This window comes from Myroides sp. ZB35 (assembly GCF_001865835.1).
Taxonomy (GTDB): domain Bacteria; phylum Bacteroidota; class Bacteroidia; order Flavobacteriales; family Flavobacteriaceae; genus Flavobacterium; species Flavobacterium odoratimimum.
Genome location: NZ_CP017769.1, coordinates 640,462 through 665,701, shown reverse-complemented (window position 1 = coordinate 665,701; position 25,240 = coordinate 640,462). Strand labels below are relative to the sequence as shown.

Here is a 25,240-nt window from a genome sequence, read left to right as displayed (position 1 = left end):
GAAAGGGAAGCTACTGAGCTTCCCTTTTTTGTTGTCGTTCATGGAATGCTGTCGCCATAAGACTTAATGCGCCATCACCCACTATATTACACGCAGTACCAAAACTGTCTTGTAGTGCGAATATGGTTAATACTAATGCTATCCCTGTATCATCGAAGCCCAGCATAGAGGTTATTAATCCTAAGGATGCCATTAGCGCTCCCCCAGGTACACCAGGTGCTCCTAGAGCGAATACGCCTAGCAAAAGCACAAAGAGAATCAATGTGCTAACATCAGGTAAATGCCCATAAAGGACTAAGGATACTGTCATCACAAAGAAGGTCTCTGTAACCATAGCACCACATAAGTGTACGTTAGAAAAGAACGGAATAGTGAAGTTCGTAATCTCTGGTTTCAGTACCTTGCTCTTATGTGCCGATTGTAGAGCCACACCTAAGCTAGCCGCTGAAGACATCGTGCCTAATGCTGTTAGATAGGTCGGTCCATAATGTCTGAGTACTTCCCATGGGTTCTTTTTAGCGTACAGACCTGCGATCGTGTATAAGATGGCGATCCATACGATATGAGCTAAGATCACGATGATAATCACGATTAAGAATATAGGTAATTGGGACTGTATGCTACCTACATAACTAAGCAAAGCAAAATTACATGCAATGTATAGAGGTAATAAAGGAACTAGTACTCTATTGACTAATAATAACACGATCTCTTTAAAATGATCGAAGGCGATTTCTAGTGGTTTAGACTGCGTCCATAGAATACCTAAACCTATCATGAGTGCAAGTACTAAGGAAGTCATCACATCGAATATAGGTGGAATGTCTAGTTTAAAAAGCATTTCAGGTAATGCTCTTCCCGTAGCAGCAGTAGAGGGGATATCTAGCCAAGGTAATATAGTGTATCCTAATGAACCACTGAATAGTCCTGCTCCCACACTCGATATATAGGCTATAGCTAGGGAGAACCCTATAATAACAGAAGACTTCTGATCTAGCTTAGCGATAGACGATACGATAAATCCTAAGATGATTAAAGGAACTAAAAATAAGATTAATTGCCCTAAAATATGTTTCGTTGACAAGATGACTTGAAGTAGAATATCATTTAGATAAGGTCCTACTAATAGACCGATGATTACTCCTGATATTAATCTAACGATAGTATTGTTTACTAATTTCTTTAGCATAGCGTAGAAGGTATAAAAAAGGGAAAGCACAGGCCCTCCCTCATTATCTTTATTTATCACTGTATTTTGTTACCATAAGGCTAAGTGCTCCATCTCCTGTAATATTACATGCAGTACCGAAGCTATCTTGTAATGCAAATATCGTTAAGGTTAATGCAATACCAGCATCGTCAAAACCTAGTACGGAAGCGATGATACCTAATGAGGCCATTACAGTACCGCCAGGTACACCAGGTGCTCCGATAGCGAAAATACCTAGTAGTAGTACGAATAAGATCATCGTACCCAGCGTAGGTAATGTACCATATAACACTTGAGATACAGTCATCACGAAGAATACTTCTGTCAATACTGATCCACATAAGTGTATATTAGAGAAGAACGGAATAGTGAAGTTCGTGATCTCAGGTTTTAGCACTTTACTTTTGTGTGCAGACTTTAGTGCTACACCTAGAGAAGCCGCTGAAGACATCGTCCCTACTGCTGTTAGGTAAGCAGGAGGATAGTGTTTAATAACTTCCCATGGATTCTTACCAGAGTATATCCCTGCTATCGTATATAACACACCTAACCAAATGAAGTGTGCCACTATCACGATAAGAATCACAGTTAAGAACACAGGTAGCTGTGACTGTATAGATCCTTCATAACTAAGTAATGCAAAGTTCGCCATAATATAGAATGGCAATACTGGTACTAATACTCTATTCACTAATAATAGTACGATGTCTTTAAAAGAATCAAATGCGCGCTCTAGCGGTTTAGACTCTGTCCATAGAATACCGATACCAATCATTAAGGCAAGTGTCAGAGAAGTCATCACTCCGAATACTGGTGGTATATCTAGCTTAAATAACATTGCAGGCAGCTCTTTAAGAGTTTCCACATTGTTCTCTATCTGTAAGTGAGGGATAATGTTAAAACCTAGTGTACTACTAAAGAACCCTGCTCCGATACTAGATAAGTAAGCAATAATAATAGAGAAACCGATTATACTAGTCTGTCCTTTGTCTAGTTTAGCGATAGAAGATACTACGAATCCTAGAATGATCAGCGGTACTAAGAACAGAATGATCTGACCTAGTATATGTCTCGTTGATAAGATGATTTGTAGTAAGCTGTCTGTAAGATATGGTCCTATGACTAGACCAACTATCACTCCTAGTAAAAGTTTTACTATAGTATTACTAAAGAATTTCTTCATATTCTGATATCTCTATTTTTGATTAAAGTACTAAATTATTCAAAGCAAAGATATTTATAAACCTTGTTTTTTATTAGTCATTTTCAGAATATACCATATATATGGTAGTGGAGGTGAGGAGTTGTGGTATAGGATGTTAGTAATGATCTGTTTTTGTTGATATAGTTTGGTTCGGAGACAGATTTAGTGTCGTTCGGAAAAGGGGTCTTTATCCTAGTAAAAACCGAGGTTTTTCCGAACAACTTCCGAACAACGTGCTTAGTAAAGCGTAACCAATTTCTTGTAAGCCTTGTCAATAAAGAGTTGATAAGGATTATCGTTTTCTCATAAATATCTATTTTAACCAAATCAGATCATTTTCTCCAAAGTAGGTCAACTGTAAAATGAATAGGATGTTTATAAGGAGTTTATGAATTGTTACTTCATTAAATATTCGTAATATTAACATAGTAGAAATATGACTAGGTATGAAGAGCGTTTTAGAAACAGATCGATTAGTATTAAGAGAATTAACTACTGCAGATGCAGCGCACTTTTATCAGCTAAACCTTAACCCTAATGTGATGCGCTATACAGGGGATGATGCTTTTGACAGTGTGGATGATGCGCATACTTTCTTAGCTAATTATAGTGATTATGAGAGAAACGGATATGGACGATGGGCAGTCATCCGAAAAGAGGATAATGCGTTCTTAGGATGGTGTGGACCAAAGTACAATGCTGATATAGATAGGACAGATATAGGCTTTCGCTTCTATGAGGAGTATTGGAATATGGGGCATGCTACCGAGAGCGCAAAGGCGTGTTTAGAATATGGATTTACAGCCTTAGGGCTACACCGTATTATCGGTAGAGCGATGAAAGAGAATATTGCATCGATCAAAGTATTAGAGAAAATAGGACTAGTCTATGAGAACGATTTTGACTTCGATGGGCATATAGGCGTGTTGTATGTAATAACACGGTAGAGATACAATACTTTATGTCTAAATAGTATAAAAAAATAGAACTGAAATGGATAAAGAAATAAAAGAATATACAAAGCAAGAATTAGGGATATCAGCTATGTCTATTGGCCAATTAAAACGGATAAGAGTATTAGCAAAAGCGTTATTAATCTTGATTTTATCACAGGTATTGTTAGTAATACTATTTGATCTTTTTTTAAGTGATACACTTCAACCTTTAATGAGTCAATTTTTCCTTATCATAATAGCGGGTTTTATAGATGGTAAATTGTTTGGTTTAGGATTGAGTTTCTTATTAGCCTTCTTAATATTTGTGTATATATGTTATCTTCTATATAGATTTAGTACATCTTTAAAAATAGCTTTAGAGATGAAGAACAGTAATAAATTAGAATATAGTTTAGGTAATCTTAGTAGGATAACTATACTTATCACTAGTTCTGTTTTAGTAGGTGTTATTACTGCATTTATAATTTTTTTCTCAGTTATTAAGTCATGAATAATCAAGTAAATCAACATAGTGAAGATAGCAATCAAAAGTTAGTACTAACAGAACAATCACTACTTTACTTAAAACGTATTAGTAAGTGGGTTATACCTTTAATTGTTGTATGTGGAGTCATTAGTTTAGTCAGTTTTTTTGAACTATTTGTGAGGTTATCAAAACAAGAATATCTGCCTGTTTTAATGAATCTGTTAAGTTTTGTATTAAGTAGTTATTCATGTATGCATTTGTTCTTTTTAAGTAGACGAATCAGAAAGACCATTATTCATAATTCTGAAGAATTTTTAGAAGAAACTTTCAGTACTATTCGAAAGTTATTGTTTGTTATCTGTTTATTCTTTGTAATTAATTTAGTTATGACAGTCATTATAGGGTTCGTAAGATAGAGAAGTTTGTGAATGACTTTTACTTTGATGGTCATATAGGCGTGTTGTATGTAATGGCACGGTAGAAACATAATACTTTGTGTCTAACATAATACAGTCTTAATATTGATTCTTGTTTGATGTAAGGTACTAATGAATTGTTTCTCATAAGCTTTTTTAAAAAGGATAAGCTCTATCTGTCTAGTTTGTCATTCCGACGAAGGAGGAATCTCATATTATAAGACTTGTAGTATATAGTTATTAAATGTTATGTTTTAAACCTACTTCATTCAATATAGCATTTTTTATCTGAGTTAGTATATGAAAACGGTTAATAGTTAAAAGCTATTAACCGTTTTTTTATGGTTATAAGTCAGCAAGAATAAATAAACATCTCAAGATACCTAGCTCTAGTTTATCCACATTACTAAAACTGTGAACCGATAACAGTAAACCGTTAACCAATCTCCCATTCGCGCACTAAATACTTCCATTCGCGCACTCGTTTTTTCAGAAGTTGTGTTGTCAGATTACGTTTGGGATAGAATTAATCAAGAAGAAAGATGAGAACATTACTATGTTTGTTATTAACCTTATGTGTAGGTGCTGTGCAGGCACAACAGATTCAACTATCGGGTACAGTGGTAAACGATAAGAATAAACCAATCGAGAATGTGAATGTGTACCTTGAAGATAGCTTTGAAGGAGCATTGACTGATGCGAAAGGGTATTTCAGTTTTATAGTTACAGATACAGTAGTGAGTGGCGTACTGAAGTTAATGCACCCACAGTATGGCAATCTAGATGTAGAGATCAATACAAAGGAGAATTATAATGAACATTTTGTGTTAAGTGGGCAAGATGAGGTGATGGGAGAAATACTTATTACTACCAATAGTAAGAATAAGAGAGGACGCGCAGAGAGTATAGGATTAAATGCGATGGATGTAGTGAGTACTGCGGGTAGTCCTGGTAATATTATGGGAGTCCTAAGTACCATGCCAGGAGCACAGACGAATGGAGAAGATGGAAGACTACTGATACGTGGAGGGAGAGCAGAGGAGAGTGGTATATTCGTCAATGGTGTAAGGGTGTTTCAACCTTATACTTCTTCGGTGGGTAATGTACCTGTGCGTTCTAAGTTTAATCCATTTCTGTTTAAGGGGATGTCCTTCTCAGCGGGAGGGTATAGTGCAGAGTTTGGAGATGCGCTATCAGGAGTATTGCAGTTAGATACATCGGATGAGATAGATCCTTCACGTAGAGATTACTCTATCTCTACTGTAGGAGGGAGCTTCGCGCAGACACATCAATGGGGCAAGAACTCGCTGTCATATAGTCTAAACTATCTAAACTTAGGAGCCTATACTGCAGTGGTAAGACAGCGATATAATACTAAAAAACCTTTCTCTACAGCTTCTGGAGAGATGATGTATAAGCGCGAGATTAAAGATGGAGGATATAAACTATATACCGCTGTAGACTTATCTACCATTAAGTATGAGCAAGAGATACAACCAATTAATAGAGTAGATACATTAGGCTTTAAGTCAAGTAATGTGTATATGAATAGTGTGTTCTTTAAGAAGCTTACTCCTTATATGAGATTAGATGTAGGTACGGGATTAGGGTATATGGATTATACAGGAGATAGCAATGATTTGAGTTTAAAGAAGATTAGTTGGGATGTGAATCAGAAGGTGAAGTTGTCTTATCAGTGGAATGGGCAGTTTCAGTCTTTTGTTGGGGTAGATGTACAGGCTTCTAAATTAGATTTGACGAGAAGTAAAGGAAGTAGAGCAGAAGACTTAGGTGTGGATGCGAATAGATGGGCACTGTTTTTTGAGAACAATTGGAAGATAACGTCAGACTTGTCATTGAGAGCGGGGGTAAGAACGAGTAAGTATTCAGCGATAGCAGATTGGACAGTAGAACCACGAGCGATGTTGACTTATCAGATGACACCTAAGCATCAGATGTCTTTCTCTTATGGAGTATTTAATCAAGCGATGAACTTAGAACAGTCATTAGCAGTGAAACAAGAAGACTGGATGCAGGCTAATCATTATATACTGAACTATACTTATGAGTTTAGAAAACGTCTATTGAGAGCTGAGATGTTCTATAAAGACTATAGCAAGTTGTTATTAACTCCACTGGGTATGCCAAATGAGTATGCTCAGTTAGGAGAGGGCTATGCAAAGGGATTTGACTTGTTTTGGAAAGATAATATCATGATTAAGAATTTTAGCTATTGGGTAACCTATACTTACATTGACTCTCAACGTAAAGAGATGTATTGGAACGAATGGATACAGCCGTCTTATGTAGTGAAGCACAATTTCTCTGTGGTGACGAAGTATTGGATAGAGCAATGGAAGTCTCAGGTGAGTATGACGTATAACTACAGTAGTCCACGTCACTTCCACGATATGAATACAACTAATAAAGCTACTTATGAGAGTAGCCCGATACACAATGTAAGCATGAGTTGGGCTTATCTATTCAGCGGGCAAAAGATAGTGTACTTATCAGTAGATAATTTGTTGGGTAGAAACCCTGTATATGCTTATCAGTTTAATCAGCGAGGGGGACAACCTGGTATCACGAATGCCTCTGCGAAGCGATTTATATATGTAGGATTTATGTGGACAATAAGTGCTGATAAGAAGAAAAACCAATTAGAGAATTTGTAAAACAACTTAAACATTAGAAACAACAGTTCGCGCAGTTCGTTTTTTAAAGATTTGATAGTCAGTGTAGATTTGTTGTGTAATTAAATAATTAGAAAGATGAAAAAGTTATTGATTTTATTATTCAGTGTATTTAGTGTAATGAGTTTCGGACAATCTAAATACGAGGCAGGAATGCAAAAAGCGATGCAACAATGGCAAAGTGGGCAATCGAAAGAAGCAGTGGCTATGCTAGACCGCATAGCGATGTCTGATAAAGAGAATTGGATACCAGTGTACTACAAGGTGTTTATAAGTATCACAGGAGGGTTTAGTAATCCGCAGGCTGATAATATAGAAGATATCGTAGCAGCTAACCGCGTACTAATAGACCAATGGTTAGAAAAGGGAGGAAGTGAGTGGTATGTATTAAAAGGAATGAATGAGACACTAGAGTTAATTACTGATCCGATGAATAAGGGGATGGTACAGACTCCAATTATCAATAAAGCGTATGATAAGTCGATAGAGTTAGATCCTACTAATCCGAGAGCGGTGTACTCTGTGGCAAGTTTTCAGATTAATAGCGCTAAGTTTATGAAGGTAGATATGACTTATTACTGTAAGATGCTAGAGAAGTCGATAGAGCTATTCGATAAACAGAAGAGTGATGTGCCATTTTATCCATCATGGGGGAAAGATTGGGCATTAAAAACACAAGAATTGTGTAAAGGGAAATAATTGTTACTGTCTTTGTTGTAATTTAGATTTTTATACATGAGAACTATGGTTATTAATTGGCGTCGACATATTCTATTAGCTACCAGCTTTGGATTGATTTTAAGTTTAATGATATCTTACTATTCTTTTCAAGATAAAGGGATGAGTTTTTTTGAGTTGTTTGGTAATGCTCGTTTTCAAAAAGCTACATTCTCTTCATTTGTATTATCAGTACTGATCTATCTGTCTAATTTTATTACAAGTACTTTAGTTTGTTGGGGGATAGAGAGGCATGAAAAAAAGATAAAAGGACAGTTAAGTAAGAAGGTTAGTAATATAGCGTTCTTTATAAATGGTATCATTACTTCTGTTACTGCCTATTATCTGTTCTTAGCTATAATGCTCAATATCTTTTATGGTTTATCGTTTAAAGACTTTTACAATGGAGATCATATGCGCTTTGGTAACTTTTTAGCCATTGTGTTGATTAGTGTATTTGTTTTACTTGTTGTATTCATATTTGCTTACAACGATCAATTAAGATTGTTGGAATTGAAGAATAAGGAAATAGAGATAGAGTTACAGAAGAGTCAGATAGAGAGTATGAAAGAGCAGTTATCACCACACTTCTTGTTTAATAATATGAATGTGTTAATAAGTACAATACAAGAAGATCCAGTTAAGGCAGAGCAGTTCGCTCGCTCATTCTCTAAGATTTATAGGTATGTATTAGAAAGATTAGACAATACATCATGTGCTCTATCTGATGAGGTAGCTTTTATAAAAGACTATGTATATCTACTCAATGTGCGTTATGATAATGCTATTGATTTCAGAGTTAGTGATGAGGTGATGCACTATAGCGATATACAAGTACCTACGTTATGTCTACAGATTTTGATAGAGAATGTAGTAAAGCACAATATAATTCCTTCTGATGGAAAAATTAGTGTGATACTTACTGTAGAAGATAATGGTTTAGTGCTGTGGAATGAAAGATGTGCGAAGCCTAAACAAGTAGATTCAACAGGATTAGGACTTCAGAATTTGTCTAAGCGAAGTCTGTTGTTGTTTAAACAAGATATTGTGATAAAAGATTTAGAAGATAGTTTTAGCGTTAGAATACCTTTAGTTAGAAAAGACAGCTGATGAAAATAGTAATTATAGAAGACGAGAAGCCTGCAGCAAGGCTGTTAAGTAGAGAATTAGAAAAACTTGGGTTAGAAGTACAGCATACGCTGTATTCTGTAAGTGAGGCTATCCCTTGGTTTGTGCAACATGAGCACCCAGACTTGATATTTGCTGATATACAGTTAGCGGATGGGCTGTCATTAGAGATATTCGAACAAGTAGAGATTAAGAGTGCTATCATCTTTGTCACAAGTTTTGATCACTATGCGATTAAGGCATTTAAACTAAACAGCATTGATTATCTACTAAAGCCAATAGAGCCAACAGAACTATTAGGTGCTATTAATAAATACAAGTCACAACAACGCAGTACAACACAGACCGTAGAAAACCTTAGGCAAAGTATAGGTGGGAATAGTTATGCAAAACGGCTGATGATAAAAGTGGGGATGCAGATAAAGATGGTGTTGGTAGATGAGGTGGTGTGTTTTTATAGAGAGGATAGAGGAGTGTATGTCTCTACAGTAGAAGGAAAGACTCATCTGCTAGAAGAAGGCTCTATAGAAGCAGCTATTAAAATGGTCAACCCAGAGAAGTTCTTTCGAGTGAATAGGTCTCAAGTAGTGTGTATTGATTATATAGAACAGATCGTACAACTGTCTACTGCTCGATTAAAACTAACGATGAGGAATTATACAGATGAGGTGATTGTGAGTAGAGAAAGAGTGAGTGAATTTAAGAGCTGGTTAGCGGAGAATTAGTAAGAAGTAAAAAGGATAATAGTAGTCCTAGATTTATTTAGTAATTTGGTGAGGATAAATAATACCTATTATTAATGAATGAAGGTTACGAACAAATCACAGAGAGTAATATAAAAGTACTTACTTCTATGCATAGTGGTTTAGGACTATTAGGAACTTATATGAATCGGGTAAGTTATGTGACGATGTTACTTTCTTTAGGAGGAGTAGGGTATACATTATACTATATGAAGTATAAGGTAAAACCCCCAATGTTTGATAACCCAGCGTTAGATGATCGACTAATGACAGAAGATACCTGTTTAATATTAGCAGGGGGTTGTGTGATTTTCTTTTTGATTAATGTACACCTGATGAATAGTAGTAAGAAATTGAGAAAAGCTGTGGATGTGAATAATGTGGAGTTATTAGAGAGTGGATTAATGAGCGTGAGCTGGAGTATGAGGATTATGGGGATATTTATTATGCTGTTAGTATCCTCTTTTATCGGCTGGATTGCTTATTCATTAGTGATAATTGATTTACCTTAATTTGTTTGAATGATGACAAAAGAATTTGTGTTTACTCAAAAGATACAGTCATATTTGAGAAGTATTGGTAGATGGGGAGCGTTTATAGCTGTGTGTAATTTGATGTTAAGTGTCTTATTAGTGATTATGTTTGGGATAGCATATTCAGATAAGATGATAGTCGTTTTCACTTTAGCTATTTTGTTTTTTCTTCAATTAGTTTCTGTAATAGGAATGTTAAACTATAGTATAGGCTTAAAGTCAGCCATTAGAAATCATGATAGAGAAGGGCTAGAGTATGCAATAGAAGGGATTAAAGGTTATTTTAAATATCTGTTCTTCACACTGTGTTTAGCATTTTTAGCTTTAGGAATAGGTTTGCTTTTAGTAGGATGGTAAGTGTATAGAAGTTAGCTGTTTGGTCAGCTGTTTTATGTACTAATACCTTAGTAGATAGTATAGGAAACAATGTGATCTTAAGTATTCGTATAGAATTTTTGAAATTGTTGTTTTTGGGAGGGAAACCTCAAAGAGTGGGTAATAATTAGGTAAGAGGCTCTAAGAATGTTCACACTCGTTTCTATGGCTGTTAGTTCTCTATCTTTATTTCTTAGATAAACGATAAGTATTTGTTTTTAAGTATATGTTTTTTAAAAAAAGATGTTTTTTTATTGTGATGAATAAAAAAAGTTTTACTTTTGCACCACTAATGAGAGGAGGTGTATGAAAACATGTTAATCATTCCAATTAAAGACGGAGAAAATATCGATAGAGCACTTAAGCGCTATAAAAGAAAATTTGACAGAACAGGAACTTTACGTCAGTTAAGATCTCGTCAGGCATTCTTAAAACCGTCTGTACTTAAAAGAGACAAAATGCAAAAAGCTGCATACGTTCAACACTTGAAAGATTCAGTAGAAATCTAATAAGTATTGAATATTAAAAAATAACCGTTGTAATAAAGTATTAACTTTGTTGCAACGGTTTTTTTTATGTTTGAAAATTTAGAAAAGTTTATTGAGTATATACAGAAAGAAAGAAAGTATTCTGACAAGACGGTTTTAGCCTATCAGAACGATATTGGAGATTATGTGTCTTTCTTAGAGCAACTGTCGTTAGATTATCTAAAGGCAGGATATGATGGTGTTCGTCTCTGGATAGTGAAGTTATCCGAAGAGGGACTGACTAATCGGTCTATAAATAGAAAGACTAGTGCGCTGAGTTCTTTTTATAAATTCTTGTTGAAGATAGGGGAGGTAGAGACTAATCCGCTTTACTTACATCGATCTTTAAAAGTGGAAAAAAAGTTGCAATTGCCTTTTTCTATAAAAGAGATTGATGCAGTACGTACGATGTTTGAAGGTAAGGAGGATTTTAATTCTCTGAGAGATTTGCTGATTGTGGAGATGTTGTATTGTCTTGGGCTTCGTAGAGCAGAGTTGGTTGCTTTAGATGTGGATGATATAGATTTTTATTTGCATCAAGTGCGTATTTTAGGAAAGGGGTCAAAACAGCGCATCGTACCATTATTAGGTAGTGTAGAAGTGTTATTGAAAAAATATCTTGAATCAAGAAGTTTAGTCTTGAGTTCTGTGGTGGGTATTAAGGGACTTTTGGTAACAGAATCTGGTAAGAAAGTTGATGAAATGTTTGTTTATCGAGTAATAAATTCATACTTTAGTAATGCAACAACAAAGGAGAAGAAAAGCCCTCATATGTTGCGTCACTCTTTTGCTACGCACCTTTTAGAAGGAGGAGCAGATATTAATTCAATTAAAGAATTAATGGGGCATGAAAGCTTATCAACAACACAAGGATATGCACAGATTAATCTAAGTGAGTTGAAGAAAGTGTATCAAAGTTCGCATCCAAGAGGGAAGAATAAAGAAAAATAACCTTTTAAAACCGTTAATTATGAAAGTAAACATTCAAGCTATTAATTTCAATGTGGATCGTAAGTTGGTAGATTTTGCAAACGAGCGTTTGTCAAAAATCGAAAAGTATTATGATAAGATAGTTTCAGTAGATGTTTTTTTTAAATTAGAGAACACAAATGAAAAAGAAAATAAGATTACAGAAATAAAAGTACTGGTTCCGGGTGACGAGATGATTGTTAAAAAAACGTGTAAGACTTTCGAAGAAGGTGTAGATGCTGGAGCAGATGCACTAGAGCGATTAGTGGTAAAACACAAAGAGAAAATCAAAGCTCATTAATTTAAAAAAATAAGTAAATTGTTTTTTTTAATCAATAAAATATATACATTTGCAGTCCGTTAGAAATAGCGGACTTTTTCTATTGAGTCATTTGCCGGTGTAGCTCAGCTGGCTAGAGCAGCTGATTTGTAATCAGCAGGTCGTGGGTTCGAGTCCCTCCATCGGCTCAAAGAAAAGTAATATCAAACACAGTTTGAGGGGAGATACTCAAGCGGCCAACGAGGACGGACTGTAAATCCGTTGGGAAACCTTCGCAGGTTCGAATCCTGCTCTCCCCACAGAGAATAAGAAGCATCAAGCCGGTGTAGCTCAGGGGTAGAGTGCTTCCTTGGTAAGGAAGAGGTCACGGGTTCAAATCCCGTCATTGGCTCAGGTTTTTTTATTATATTTGAACACTAATTATATAACTAAGATTAAATTATTAAATCATGGCAAAGGAAACTTTTGATCGTTCGAAACCGCACTTAAACATCGGTACTATCGGACACGTTGACCACGGTAAAACTACTACTACTGCTGCTATTACTAAAGTATTAGCTGACGCAGGATTCTCAGAAGCTCGTTCATTTGATTCAATTGATAATGCTCCAGAAGAAAAAGAGCGTGGTATTACAATTAATACTTCTCACGTAGAGTACCAAACAAAAAACCGTCACTATGCACACGTTGACTGTCCAGGTCACGCGGATTACGTGAAAAACATGGTTACTGGTGCTGCTCAGATGGATGGTGCTATCTTAGTAGTTGCTGCTACTGATGGACCAATGCCACAAACTCGTGAGCACATCCTTTTAGGACGTCAGGTAGGTATTCCAAGAATCGTTGTATTCTTAAACAAAGTTGACTTAGTTGATGATGCTGAGTTATTAGAGCTTGTTGAGATGGAAGTAAGAGATTTATTATCTTTCTACCAATACGATGGTGATAATGGACCAGTAGTTCAAGGTTCTGCTTTAGGAGCATTAAACGGAGAGCAAAAATGGGTTGACGCATTATTACACTTAATGGAAGAAGTTGATGCTTGGATCGAAGAGCCAGTACGTGACAACGAGAAACCATTCTTAATGCCAGTAGAAGACGTATTTACAATTACAGGACGTGGAACTGTTGCTACAGGACGTATCGAAACTGGAGTTGCTAATACAGGAGATGCTGTTGAAATCATCGGTATGGGAGCTGACAAATTAACTTCTACTATTACAGGAGTTGAGATGTTCCGTAAAATCTTAGACCGTGGAGAAGCTGGAGATAACGTAGGTTTATTATTGAGAGGTATTGACAAAACTGATATCCGTCGTGGTATGGTTATTTGTAAACCAGGTTCAGTAAAACCACACGCTAAATTCAAAGCTGAGGTTTATATCTTGAAAAAAGAAGAAGGTGGACGTCACACTCCATTCCATAACAACTACCGTCCACAGTTCTACGTACGTACAACTGACGTAACTGGAACTATCCAATTACCAGAAGGAGTAGAGATGGTTATGCCTGGAGATAACTTAACTATCACTGTTGAGTTATTAAGCCCAATCGCTTTATCAGTAGGTTTACGTTTCGCTATCCGTGAAGGTGGTAGAACAGTAGGTGCTGGTCAGGTAACTGAAATTATTGACTAATTATTTAGTATAAATAAGTTCCAAAAGTCAGTGGTTACGGCCACTGACTTTTATTAACAAACGGGTGTAGTTCAAGGGTAGAATAGCGGTCTCCAAAACCGTTGATGGGGGTTCGAATCCCTCCACCCGTGCAAAAACAATATTAACATGGCAAAGGTTTTTAATTACATATCTGATGCTTTCACAGAGTTAAAAAGTAATGTTACTTGGTCTCCGTGGTCAGAAGTTCAACGATACACTATAATAGTTGCTATTTTTGCAATTTTGTTTTCTTTAGCAACGTGGGGTGTAGACACTGCGTTCGGAAGAGTTTTAGGAGTATTTTATAATTGGGCTACTGCATAGAGAAAATTAAAGAAAGATTATGGCTGATACAAGTGTCAAAAAATGGTATGTGGTTCGTGCGGTAAGTGGACAGGAGAATAAGGTTAAGAATTATATCGAAACTGAAATTACTCGTTTAGGTTTATCAGATTACTTATCACAGGTATTAGTTCCTACTGAAAAAGTAGTAACTGTAAAAGATGGTAAAAAGAAGACTACGGAACGTGTTTACTTTCCAGGTTATGTTATGATTGAAGCTAACTTAACAGGAGAAGTTCCTCACGCTATTAAATCGATAACAGGTGTTATTGGTTTCTTAGGAGGTGAAAGAGGTGGAGATCCACTTCCTTTACGTGAGTCAGAAGTAAACAGAATGTTAGGTAGAGTTGATGAACTAGCTGTAAAAGTTGAGTCAGGATCTATTCCTTATGAAGTAGGAGAGTCAGTAAAAGTTATCGACGGACCATTCAATGGATTCGATGGAACAATCGAAAACATTAATGAAGAGAAACGTAAACTAGAAGTAATGGTTAAGATTTTTGGAAGAAAAACACCATTAGAATTAAGTTTTACACAAGTAGAAAAATTATAATGTTACAATAGTCACATCTTGGCTTCCAAATGAGATGTGCCAAATTTTTTTAAGAAATGGCAAAAGAAATTAGTAAAGTAGTTAAACTACAAGTTAAGGGAGGTGCTGCGAACCCATCGCCACCGGTTGGACCTGCTTTGGGGGCTGCTGGAGTTAACATCATGGAGTTCTGTAAGCAATTTAATGCTAGAACACAAGATAAACCAGGCAAAGTTTTACCAGTACAAATTACTGTTTACAAAGACAAATCATTTGACTTTGTTGTTAAAACGCCACCTGCTGCTGTTCAATTATTAGAGGCTGCGAAAGTGAAATCTGGATCTGGTGAGCCTAATAGAAAAAAAGTAGCTAGCGTAACTTGGGAACAAGTTCGTGCTATTGCGGAAGACAAAATGCCTGATTTAAATGCATTTACTGTTGAGGCAGCTATGAGTATGATAGCTGGTACTGCAAGATCTATGGGAATATCAGTAACAGGAACAGCTCCTTTTTAATTGTAAAAGAAAGAAGAAATGGCAAAATTAACGAAAAAGCAAAAAGAGGCTGCTGCTAAAATTGAAAAGAATAGATTGTATTCTTTGAAAGATGCATCTGCATTGATTAAAGAAGTTGCTTCTGCAAAATTTGACGAGTCTGTAGATATCGCTGTACGTTTAGGAGTTGATCCACGTAAAGCAAATCAAATGGTTCGTGGTGTGGTTACGTTACCTCACGGAACAGGTAAAGATGTAAGAGTGTTAGCATTGGTTACTCCTGATAAAGAAGCTGAAGCTACAGCTGCTGGGGCTGACTATGTTGGACTAGATGAGTACTTACAAAAGATCAAAGACGGTTGGACAGATGTTGATGTAATCATCACTATGCCTGCTGTTATGGGTAAATTAGGTCCTTTAGGTCGTATTTTAGGGCCAAGAGGTTTAATGCCAAACCCTAAAACAGGAACTGTTACTATGGACGTAGCGAAAGCTGTTCAAGAAGTGAAAGCTGGTAAAATCGATTTTAAAGTTGATAAAACTGGTATTGTTCACGCATCTATCGGTAAAGTTTCTTTCGAAGCTGATAAAATTACTGAGAATGCAGCTGAATTAATCCAAACATTAATCAAATTGAAACCAACTGCAGCTAAAGGTACTTATATCAAGTCTATTAATATATCTAGTACTATGAGCCCTGCTATTGCTTTAGACCCTAAAGCAGTATAATTGGTAAATAAAAAATTATTCGTATGACTAGAGAACAGAAAGCAGTAGCGATAGAAGAATTAAAAGCTAAGTTAGCTGACGCTAATATCTTCTATATCGCTGATATATCAGGATTGAATGCTGAAGTTACTTCAAACTTAAGAAGAGCTTGTAACAAAGCTGGAATTAAAATTGAAGTAGTTAAGAATACATTGCTTGCTAAAGCAATGGAAGCTTCAGATAGAAATTATGAAGAGCTACCTTCTACTTTAAAAGGGAACAGTGCTGTTTTATTTGCAGATGTTGCAAATGGACCTGCTAAAATTATCAAAGACTTTAGAAAAAAATCTGATATTCCAGCTTTAAAAGGAGCTTATATCAACGAAGAAATCTATATCGGAGATAACAATTTAGATGCATTAGTTGCTATTAAATCTAAAGAAGAAGTTATTGGAGAAATCATTGGATTACTTCAATCACCAGCTCAAAGAGTTATTTCAGCTCTTAAAAACCAATTTAAAGACGAAGAATAGTCGACGACTAGATCTAGTTTTTAAAGTTCATCAGAACGCACATTAATAAATTATATTTTTACAAATCATTAAAAGATAGAAAAATGGCAGATTTGAAACAATTCGCAGAACAATTAGTTAACTTAACTGTAAAAGAAGTTAACGAATTAGCAACTATATTAAAAGATGAGTACGGAATCGAACCAGCTGCTGCTGCTGTAGTAGTTGCAGGAGGTGCTGGAGGTGATGCTGCTGAAGAGCAAACAGAATTCACTGTAGTATTAAAAGAAGCTGGAGCTTCTAAATTAGCTGTAGTTAAAGCTGTTAAAGAATTAACAGGTTTAGGATTAAAAGAAGCTAAAGATATCGTAGATTCTACACCAGCTAACATCAAAGAAGGAGTTTCTAAAGATGAGGCTGAAGGTCTTAAAAAAGCATTAGAAGAAGCTGGAGCTGTAGTAGAGCTTAAATAGTTTTTTTCTAAAAAATATTTTAGGTTTAGGTCTTGGGAAGCTTCCCACAGGCCTAAACCATTTTGCGTATAAAGAGATTTTGCGTAAAAACAATTCAAATTCTAATCAAAATTTTTTGTCCATTGATGATCACAAATCAGACTGAAAGATTAAATTTTGCCTCTACAAAGAACATACCTGCGTATCCAGATTTCTTGGATATTCAAGTTAAGTCTTTTAAAGATTTCTTTCAATTAGAAACGAAATCTGAAGAGAGAGGTAAGGAAGGTTTATACAATACCTTCATGGAGAACTTCCCGATCACTGATACAAGAAACCAGTTCGTATTGGAGTTCCTTGATTACTTTGTTGATCCTCCTCGTTATTCAATCGAAGAGTGTATTGATAGAGGATTAACTTACAGTGTTCCGCTAAAAGCGCGTTTAAAATTGTACTGTACTGATCCTGAACACGAAGATTTTGAAACAATAGTTCAAGATGTTTATTTAGGAACAATTCCGTATATGGCGCCAAGTGGTACTTTCGTAATCAATGGAGCAGAGCGTGTTGTAGTTTCACAATTACACCGTTCACCTGGTGTTTTCTTTGGACAGTCATTCCATGCAAATGGAACTAAGTTATATTCGGCGAGAGTAATTCCTTTTAAGGGATCATGGATTGAGTTTGCTACCGATATTAATAGTGTAATGTACGCTTATATCGATAGAAAGAAAAAGTTACCTGTTACAACATTATTCCGTGCTATTGGATTCGAAAGAGACAAGGATATCCTAGAGATTTTCGACCTTGCAGAGGAAGTTAAAGTATCAAAAACAGGACTAAAAAAATATAGCGGAAGACGTCTTGCTGCACGTGTGTTAAACACTTGGCATGAGGATTTCGTAGATGAGGATACAGGAGAAGTTGTTTCAATTGAGAGAAATGAGATTATCTTAGACCGTGATACAGTCCTAGATAAAGATAATATCGAAGAAATCATTGAGGCTAACGTTAAGACGATCCTTTTACATAAAGAAGATAATAATCAGGCAGATTATGCCATCATACATAATACATTACAGAAGGACCCTACTAACTCTGAAAAAGAGGCAGTAGAGCACATCTACCGTCAGTTGCGTAATGCAGAACCGCCAGATGAGGAAACTGCACGTGGTATTATTGATAAATTGTTCTTCTCAGATCAACGTTACAATCTAGGTGAAGTTGGTCGTTATAGAATGAACAAGAAACTTAATCTTGATACTCCAATTGACAAACAAGTTTTAACAAAAGAGGATATTATTACTATTGTTAAATACTTGATTGAATTAATTAACTCAAAAGCTGAGATTGATGATATCGATCACTTATCTAACCGTCGTGTTAGAACAGTAGGAGAGCAATTATCTGCTCAGTTTGGTGTTGGTTTAGCTCGTATGGCTAGAACTATTCGTGAGCGTATGAACGTACGTGATAACGAGGTGTTTACTCCAATCGACTTAATTAACGCTAAGACTTTATCGTCAGTTATTAATTCATTCTTCGGAACGAACCAGTTATCTCAATTCATGGATCAAACGAATCCATTAGCTGAGATTACACACAAACGTCGTTTATCAGCTCTAGGACCTGGAGGTTTATCTAGAGAAAGAGCAGGTTTTGAGGTGCGTGACGTTCACTATACTCACTATGGACGTCTATGTCCTATTGAGACACCAGAGGGACCAAACATTGGTTTGATTTCATCTTTAGCGGTTTATGCGAAAGTAAATAATATGGGATTCATCGAAACTCCTTACCGTCCAGTTACTGAAGGGCAAGTAGATATCGTTAATGATCCGGTTTATTTAAGTGCAGAAGAGGAAGAAGGTATGTTAATCGCTCAAGCGAACATTCCTGTTGATGAAAAAGGATTTATCACTGAGCAAAAAGTAGTAGTAAAAGAAGAGGGTGACTTCCCTGTAGTTGAGCCAAAAGATGTTCACTATACTGACGTTGCACCAAATCAGATTGCTTCTATTTCTGCGTCATTGATTCCTTTCTTAGAGCACGATGATGCCAACCGTGCGTTGATGGGATCTAACATGATGCGTCAAGCGGTTCCTTTATTACGTCCAGAATCTCCAATCGTAGGTACTGGATTAGAAAGACAAGTAGCTTCAGATTCTCGTGTTTTAATTAATGCTGAAGGAGAAGGTACTGTTGAGTATGTTGATGCTCAGAAGATCATCATTAAGTATGATCGTACTGATGAAGAGCGTTTAATTAGCTTTGATCCAGATGAGAAAACATACAACTTAATTAAGTTTAGAAAAACGAATCAAAGTACAAGTATCAACTTAAAGCCAATTGTAAGAAGAGGTGATAGAGTTACTAAAGGACAAGTACTTTGTGAAGGATATGCTACTCAACAAGGAGAGCTTGCTCTAGGTCGTAATATGAAAGTGGCGTTCATGCCATGGAAAGGTTACAACTTCGAGGATGCTATCGTTATTAGTGAAAGAGTAGTACGTGAAGATATCTTTACATCTATCCATATTGATGACTATACTTTAGAAGTTAGAGATACTAAGTTAGGTAACGAAGAGTTAACTAATGATATTCCTAACGTTTCTGAAGAGGCAACAAAAGATCTAGATGAAAACGGTATGATCCGCATTGGTGCTGAAGTTAAGCCTGGTGATATTCTTATCGGTAAGATCACTCCAAAAGGAGAGTCTGATCCTACTCCAGAAGAGAAATTATTACGTGCTATCTTTGGTGACAAAGCAGGAGACGTTAAAGATGCTTCATTAAAAGCTTCTCCATCATTAAGAGGGGTTGTTTTAGATAAGAAATTGTTCGCAAGAGCAGTAAAAGATAAACGTAAACGTTCTAAGGATAAAGACGAATTGGCTTTATTAGAAACTAGATTTGAAGTTAAATTCAACGAGTTAAAAGAGCGTTTAGTTGAGAAATTATTCTTCATCGTGAATGGTAAAACATCTCAAGGTGTATTGAATGATTTAGGAGAAGAGATTTTACCAAAAGGTAAGAAATTTACTCAAAAAATGTTATTTGCAGTAGATGATTTCGCTCACTTAACTAAAGGACAATGGACAACTGATGAGGATACAAATGGTATGATTACTGATTTGATCCACAACTACAAAATCAAATTAAACGATCTTCAAGGAGTTCTAAGAAGAGAGAAATTCATGATTACTGTAGGGGATGAGTTACCATCTGGAATTTTGAAATTAGCGAAAGTATATATTGCTAAAAAACGTAAATTACGTGTAGGAGATAAGATGGCTGGACGTCACGGTAACAAAGGTATTGTAGCTCGTATCGTTAGAGATGAGGATATGCCTTTCTTAGAAGATGGAACACCAGTAGATATCGTATTGAACCCATTAGGGGTACCTTCTCGTATGAACATTGGACAGATTTATGAAACAGTATTAGGGTGGGCTGGTCAAAAACTTGGTAAAAAGTATGCGACTCCAATCTTTGATGGTGCTGAATTAGATCAAATCAATGCTCTTACAGATGAGGCAGGTATACCACGTTTTGGACATACTTACTTATATGATGGAGGTACAGGAGAGAGATTCCACCAACGTGCAACTGTTGGGGTTATCTATATGCTGAAACTTGGTCACATGGTAGATGATAAGATGCACGCGCGTTCTATTGGTCCTTACTCATTGATTACGCAACAACCATTAGGAGGTAAAGCTCAGTTTGGTGGTCAACGTTTCGGAGAGATGGAGGTTTGGGCATTAGAGGCTTATGGAGCATCTAGTACATTACGTGAAATCTTGACGGTAAAATCGGATGACGTTATTGGTAGAGCTAAAACTTACGAAGCAATCGTTAAAGGAGAGACTATGCCAGAACCAGGATTACCAGAATCATTCAATGTATTAATGCATGAATTAAAAGGTCTTGGACTAGACATCAGATTAGAAGAATAAACTAAGATTATAGGGTAAGCAGTGTTGCACTGCTTACTCTTTATCATACACTTTAACAAGTAAGTTTACCATGAATAAAAATAAAGAGAAAAATACCGTAAAAAGGTTTAATAAAATCTCAATAGGTTTAGCATCGCCAGAGTCTATTCTTGCAGAATCGAGAGGTGAGGTTTTAAAACCTGAAACAATCAACTATCGTACTCATAAACCAGAACGTGATGGTCTTTTCTGTGAGCGTATTTTCGGACCTGTAAAGGATTACGAATGTGCGTGTGGTAAGTATAAGAGAATCCGTTATAAAGGAATCGTGTGCGACCGTTGTGGTGTTGAAGTTACTGAGAAGAAAGTACGTAGAGATAGAGTTGGTCACATCAATTTAGTTGTGCCAATTGCTCATATCTGGTACTTCCGTTCATTACCAAACAAAATTGGTTATATCTTAGGTCTTCCTTCTAAGAAATTAGATATGATCATTTACTATGAGCGTTATGTGGTAATCCAAGCTGGTATTGCTAAAAACGTTGATGGTGAACCTATCAATAGATTAGATTTCTTAACTGAAGAAGAGTACTTAAACATTTGTGATACTCTTCCGATGGAAAATCAATATTTAGATGATACAGATCCAAATAAATTCATCGCTAAAATGGGTGCTGAATGTATTATGGATTTATTAGCTACTACAGACTTAGATCAGTTATCATATACTCTACGTCACGCAGCTAATAACGAAACATCTAAACAAAGAAAAACTGAGGCGTTAAAACGTCTTCAAGTAGTTGAGTCTTTCCGTGATTCTAATTTGAATCGTGAGAACAGACCAGAGTGGATGATTTTGAAAGTTATTCCAGTTATTCCACCAGAATTACGTCCATTAGTTCCACTTGATGGAGGTCGTTTTGCTACATCTGATTTAAATGACTTATACCGTCGTGTAATTATCAGAAATAATCGTCTGAAACGTTTAATGGAGATCAAAGCTCCTGAAGTAATTTTACGTAATGAGAAACGTATGCTTCAAGAAGCTGTTGATTCATTGTTCGATAACACTAGAAAATCTTCTGCTGTTAAAACAGAATCTAACCGCCCATTAAAATCTCTTTCTGATTCATTAAAAGGTAAACAAGGACGTTTCCGTCAAAACTTACTTGGTAAACGTGTTGACTATTCAGCTCGTTCGGTAATTGTTGTTGGACCAGAATTAAAATTATTCGAGTGTGGATTGCCAAAAGATATGGCAGCTGAGCTTTACAAACCATTCGTTATTCGTAAGTTAATCGAAAGAGGTATTGTTAAGACAGTAAAATCTGCTAAGAAGATTATAGATAAAAAAGAACCAGTTGTTTGGGATATTTTAGAAAACGTAATTAAAGGACACCCAGTTTTACTTAACCGTGCTCCTACGTTACACAGATTGGGTATTCAAGCGTTCCAACCTAAGTTAATCGAAGGTAAAGCGATTCAATTACACCCATTAGTGTGTACGGCATTCAATGCCGATTTCGATGGTGACCAGATGGCAGTTCACTTACCTCTAGGACCAGAGGCAATCTTAGAAGCACAATTATTAATGTTAGCTTCTCACAACATCTTAAACCCTGCAAATGGTGCTCCTATTACTGTACCATCTCAGGACATGGTATTGGGGTTATACTACATGACTAAGTCACGTAAATCTACTCCAGAACATATCATCAAAGGTGAAGGATTGACTTTCTACTCTGTAGAGGAAGTACATATTGCATTAAATGAAGGTAAACTTGATCTTAACGCTAACGTTAAAGTTAGAGCTAAAGATTATAATGCTGAAGGAGAATTAGTATATCAGATTATTGAGACTTCTGCAGGTAGAATTTTATTTAATGAAGTAGTACCTGAAGTTGCAGGATACATCAATGAGGTATTAACTAAGAAATCATTAAGAGATATTATCGGTCGTATTTTAAGTATTACTGATGTACCTACTACTGCTGCATTCTTAGATGATATCAAAAACATGGGATACGGTTACGCATTCCGTGGAGGATTATCTTTCAGTTTAGGTGATATTATGATTCCTGAGCGTAAACAAGAATTAATTGATGATGCGAACCAACAAGTAGATCATATTACTATGAACTATAATATGGGACTTATCACAAATAATGAGCGTTACAACCAAGTTATTGACGTTTGGACTTCTACAAATGCTATGTTAACTGAGTTAGCAATGAAAAACATTCGTGAAGACAAACAAGGATTTAACTCAGTATATATGATGCTTGACTCTGGAGCCCGTGGTTCTAAAGAGCAGATTCGTCAGTTAACTGGTATGCGTGGTTTGATGGCTAAGCCTAAGAAATCTACAGCTGGTGGTGGAGAGATTATCGAAAACCCAATTCTTTCTAACTTTAAAGAAGGTCTTTCGATTTTAGAGTATTTCATCTCTACTCACGGTGCTCGTAAAGGACTTGCGGATACGGCGTTAAAAACAGCGGATGCTGGATACTTAACTCGTCGTCTACATGACGTAGCTCAAGATGTTATCGTTAACTCTGTTGACTGTGGTACATTAAGAGGTATTGAAGTTAAACCACTTAAGAAGAATGAGGAAGTTATCGAATCATTAGGAGAGAGAGTTTTAGGACGTGTTGCTCTTAATGCAGTGATTAACCCACTTAATTCTGATGTATTAGTTGAAGCTGGTGAAGAAATTACTGAAGCTATTGCTAAATCAATCAACGCTGCACCAATTGAATCAATTGAGGTACGTTCGCCATTGACTTGTGAGGCTAAAGTTGGTATCTGTGCTAAATGTTACGGACGTAACTTAGCTACTGCTAGAATGGTTCAAAAAGGTGAAGCTGTAGGTGTTATTGCTGCTCAATCTATTGGGGAGCCTGGTACACAGTTAACATTGAGAACATTCCACGTGGGAGGTACTGCTGGTAATATCTCTGAGACATCTAGTATTACTGCTAAATTTAAAGGTCGTTTAGAAATAGAAGATCTTAAAACAGTAAAAGGTGAGGATAATGAAGGAAATGCTATTGATATCGTTATTTCACGTTCTACTGAGGCTAAGTTATTTGATACTAATACAGGTATCTTATTAACAACAAATAACATTCCTTATGGTTCTACAATCTATGTGAATGATGGAGATGTTGTTGAAGAAGGTGCTACGTTATTTAAATGGGACCCTTATAATGGTGTAATTGTTTCTGAGTTTACTGGTAAAGTTGCTTATGAGGATATCGAACAAGGACAAACGTTCATGGTTGAGATCGATGAGCAAACAGGATTCCAAGAAAAAGTTATTACTGAATCAAGAAATAAAAAATTAATTCCTACTTTATTAATCTATGGTAAAGATGGTGAGTTAATTCGTTCATACAACTTACCTGTAGGTTCTCACCTAATGGTAAATGATGGCGATAAGATTAAAGCTGGTAAAGTTTTAGTTAAGATTCCTCGTCATACATCTAAAGCTGGGGATATTACTGGAGGTCTTCCAAGAATTACTGAGTTGTTAGAAGCTCGTAATCCTTCAAACCCTGCAGTAGTTTCAGAAATTGATGGTGTTGTATCGTTCGGTAAAGTTAAGAGAGGTAACAGAGAGATCGTTGTTGAGTCTAAAACTGGAGATGTTAGAAAATACTTAGTTAAGTTATCTAATCAAATTTTAGTTCAAGAGAATGATTACGTGAAAGCTGGTATGCCACTTTCTGATGGAGCTATCACTCCAGACGATATCTTAAGAATCCAAGGACCTTCTGCTGTTCAACAGTATTTAGTAAACGAGATTCAAGAGGTTTATCGTCTACAAGGGGTTAAGATTAGTGATAAACACTTTGAGGTAGTTATCCGTCAAATGATGCGTAAAGTTAAAATCGAAGATCCAGGAGATACTTTATTCTTAGAAGATCAATTAGCACATGCTGCTGACTTCATCGCTGAGAATGATAGATTATATGGAATGAAGGTTGTAGTTGATGCAGGTGAGTCTGATAATTTGAAAGAAGGACAGATTATTACTATGCGTGAATTACGTGACGAGAACTCATTATTGAAACGTGAGGATAAGAACTTAGTAGTTAGTCGTGATGTTATGCCTGCTACTGGTACTCCAATGTTACAAGGTATTACTCGTGCGTCTTTACAAACGAAATCATTTATTTCTGCTGCGTCGTTCCAGGAAACAACGAAAGTGTTAAACGAAGCTGCTGTAGCAGGTAAAGTAGATGGATTAAACGGATTAAAAGAAAACGTTATTGTAGGTCACAGAATCCCTGCAGGTACAGGTATGAGAGAGTACGAAAGTATCCTTGTTAGTACTTCAGATGATGAAGGATTTGCAAATAAAGAAACAGATTTAAACTTCTAG

22 protein-coding genes and 4 tRNA genes are annotated in these 25,240 nt (G+C 36.1%); 24 read left to right on the top strand and 2 right to left on the bottom strand.

All coding sequences use genetic code 11. The features are described 5' to 3' along the window. Window positions 1-10: 10 nt before the first annotated feature. Window positions 11-1,189, bottom strand: coding sequence for a cation:dicarboxylate symporter family transporter (locus tag BK054_RS03075; RefSeq protein ID WP_006264679.1), 1,179 nt, complete (start codon window positions 1,187-1,189; stop codon window positions 11-13). Between the two features lie 49 nt (window positions 1,190-1,238). Further along, a complete protein-coding gene (locus BK054_RS03070; RefSeq protein WP_071306895.1) occupies window positions 1,239-2,393 on the bottom strand; it encodes a dicarboxylate/amino acid:cation symporter in 1,155 nt (384 codons plus the stop codon). A gap of 467 nt (window positions 2,394-2,860) precedes the next feature. Here BK054_RS03070 and BK054_RS03065 point away from each other — a divergent pair, with 467 nt between their 5' ends. From BK054_RS03065 to rpoC, 24 genes are all read left to right on the top strand, one after another. Continuing rightward, window positions 2,861-3,361, top strand: a complete 501-nt coding sequence (locus tag BK054_RS03065) for a GNAT family N-acetyltransferase (RefSeq protein WP_071306894.1) — start codon at window positions 2,861-2,863, stop codon at window positions 3,359-3,361. A 46-nt stretch (window positions 3,362-3,407) separates the two neighbouring features. After that, window positions 3,408-3,860: a hypothetical protein gene (locus BK054_RS03060; protein WP_006262110.1), complete on the top strand. Its 453-nt coding sequence runs from the start codon at window positions 3,408-3,410 to the stop codon at window positions 3,858-3,860. Window positions 3,861-4,794: 934 nt separating this feature from the next. Next, window positions 4,795-6,927: a TonB-dependent receptor gene (locus BK054_RS03050; RefSeq protein WP_006266910.1), complete on the top strand. Its 2,133-nt coding sequence runs from the start codon at window positions 4,795-4,797 to the stop codon at window positions 6,925-6,927. A 96-nt stretch (window positions 6,928-7,023) separates the two neighbouring features. Beyond that, complete coding sequence (locus BK054_RS03045; RefSeq protein WP_006259604.1) at window positions 7,024-7,644, top strand: hypothetical protein; 621 nt, start codon at window positions 7,024-7,026, stop codon at window positions 7,642-7,644. A 45-nt stretch (window positions 7,645-7,689) separates the two neighbouring features. Beyond that, a complete protein-coding gene (locus BK054_RS03040) occupies window positions 7,690-8,772 on the top strand; it encodes a sensor histidine kinase (RefSeq protein ID WP_232234335.1) in 1,083 nt (360 codons plus the stop codon). Next, window positions 8,772-9,515 (top strand): LytR/AlgR family response regulator transcription factor, encoded by a 744-nt coding sequence (locus BK054_RS03035; protein ID WP_006259602.1) that lies wholly within the window; start codon window positions 8,772-8,774, stop codon window positions 9,513-9,515. Before BK054_RS03040 ends, BK054_RS03035 begins: the two co-directional genes overlap by 1 nt. A 74-nt stretch (window positions 9,516-9,589) precedes the next feature. Beyond that, entirely contained in the window at window positions 9,590-10,045 is a 456-nt protein-coding gene (locus BK054_RS03030) for a hypothetical protein (protein WP_006259601.1), read from the top strand. A gap of 9 nt (window positions 10,046-10,054) precedes the next feature. After that, on the top strand, window positions 10,055-10,423 hold the full coding sequence (locus BK054_RS03025) for a hypothetical protein (RefSeq protein ID WP_230456765.1): 369 nt from the start codon (window positions 10,055-10,057) through the stop codon (window positions 10,421-10,423). Window positions 10,424-10,755: 332 nt separating this feature from the next. Further along, window positions 10,756-10,950, top strand: a complete 195-nt coding sequence (gene rpsU, locus BK054_RS03020) for a 30S ribosomal protein S21 (RefSeq protein WP_006259599.1) — start codon at window positions 10,756-10,758, stop codon at window positions 10,948-10,950. A 66-nt stretch (window positions 10,951-11,016) separates the two neighbouring features. After that, the gene (locus BK054_RS03015; protein ID WP_006259598.1) at window positions 11,017-11,919 is read left to right on the top strand and encodes a tyrosine-type recombinase/integrase; all 903 of its coding nucleotides are present in this window, start codon (window positions 11,017-11,019) and stop codon (window positions 11,917-11,919) included. A 19-nt stretch (window positions 11,920-11,938) separates the two neighbouring features. Then, window positions 11,939-12,238 (top strand): ribosome hibernation-promoting factor, HPF/YfiA family, encoded by a 300-nt coding sequence (gene hpf / locus BK054_RS03010; RefSeq protein WP_006262106.1) that lies wholly within the window; start codon window positions 11,939-11,941, stop codon window positions 12,236-12,238. Between the two features lie 93 nt (window positions 12,239-12,331). Beyond that, window positions 12,332-12,405, top strand: a tRNA-Thr gene (locus BK054_RS03005). Window positions 12,406-12,435: 30 nt separating this feature from the next. Then, window positions 12,436-12,516, top strand: a tRNA-Tyr gene (locus tag BK054_RS03000). Window positions 12,517-12,536: 20 nt separating this feature from the next. Further along, window positions 12,537-12,608 (top strand) — tRNA-Thr (locus tag BK054_RS02995). A gap of 58 nt (window positions 12,609-12,666) precedes the next feature. Next, window positions 12,667-13,854 carry an elongation factor Tu gene (gene tuf, locus BK054_RS02990; protein WP_006259596.1) on the top strand — a complete coding sequence of 396 codons (1,188 nt, stop codon included), beginning with the start codon at window positions 12,667-12,669 and terminating at the stop codon, window positions 13,852-13,854. Between the two features lie 60 nt (window positions 13,855-13,914). Further along, window positions 13,915-13,985, top strand: a tRNA-Trp gene (locus BK054_RS02985). A gap of 16 nt (window positions 13,986-14,001) precedes the next feature. Then, complete coding sequence (secE, locus tag BK054_RS02980; RefSeq protein ID WP_006259595.1) at window positions 14,002-14,199, top strand: preprotein translocase subunit SecE; 198 nt, start codon at window positions 14,002-14,004, stop codon at window positions 14,197-14,199. Window positions 14,200-14,218: 19 nt separating this feature from the next. Beyond that, window positions 14,219-14,770 (top strand): transcription termination/antitermination protein NusG, encoded by a 552-nt coding sequence (nusG, locus tag BK054_RS02975; RefSeq protein WP_006259594.1) that lies wholly within the window; start codon window positions 14,219-14,221, stop codon window positions 14,768-14,770. 56 nt (window positions 14,771-14,826) lie between these two features. Next, on the top strand, window positions 14,827-15,264 hold the full coding sequence (rplK, locus tag BK054_RS02970) for a 50S ribosomal protein L11 (protein WP_006259593.1): 438 nt from the start codon (window positions 14,827-14,829) through the stop codon (window positions 15,262-15,264). Between the two features lie 18 nt (window positions 15,265-15,282). After that, window positions 15,283-15,972 carry a 50S ribosomal protein L1 gene (rplA, locus tag BK054_RS02965; protein ID WP_006259591.1) on the top strand — a complete coding sequence of 230 codons (690 nt, stop codon included), beginning with the start codon at window positions 15,283-15,285 and terminating at the stop codon, window positions 15,970-15,972. A 23-nt stretch (window positions 15,973-15,995) separates the two neighbouring features. Further along, the gene (gene rplJ / locus BK054_RS02960) at window positions 15,996-16,484 is read left to right on the top strand and encodes a 50S ribosomal protein L10 (RefSeq protein ID WP_006259590.1); all 489 of its coding nucleotides are present in this window, start codon (window positions 15,996-15,998) and stop codon (window positions 16,482-16,484) included. Between the two features lie 83 nt (window positions 16,485-16,567). Then, a complete protein-coding gene (gene rplL / locus BK054_RS02955; RefSeq protein WP_006259589.1) occupies window positions 16,568-16,936 on the top strand; it encodes a 50S ribosomal protein L7/L12 in 369 nt (122 codons plus the stop codon). Between the two features lie 125 nt (window positions 16,937-17,061). Further along, on the top strand, window positions 17,062-20,874 hold the full coding sequence (rpoB, locus tag BK054_RS02950; RefSeq protein ID WP_006262105.1) for a DNA-directed RNA polymerase subunit beta: 3,813 nt from the start codon (window positions 17,062-17,064) through the stop codon (window positions 20,872-20,874). A 70-nt stretch (window positions 20,875-20,944) separates the two neighbouring features. Next, window positions 20,945-25,240, top strand: a complete 4,296-nt coding sequence (gene rpoC / locus BK054_RS02945) for a DNA-directed RNA polymerase subunit beta' (RefSeq protein WP_006259587.1) — start codon at window positions 20,945-20,947, stop codon at window positions 25,238-25,240.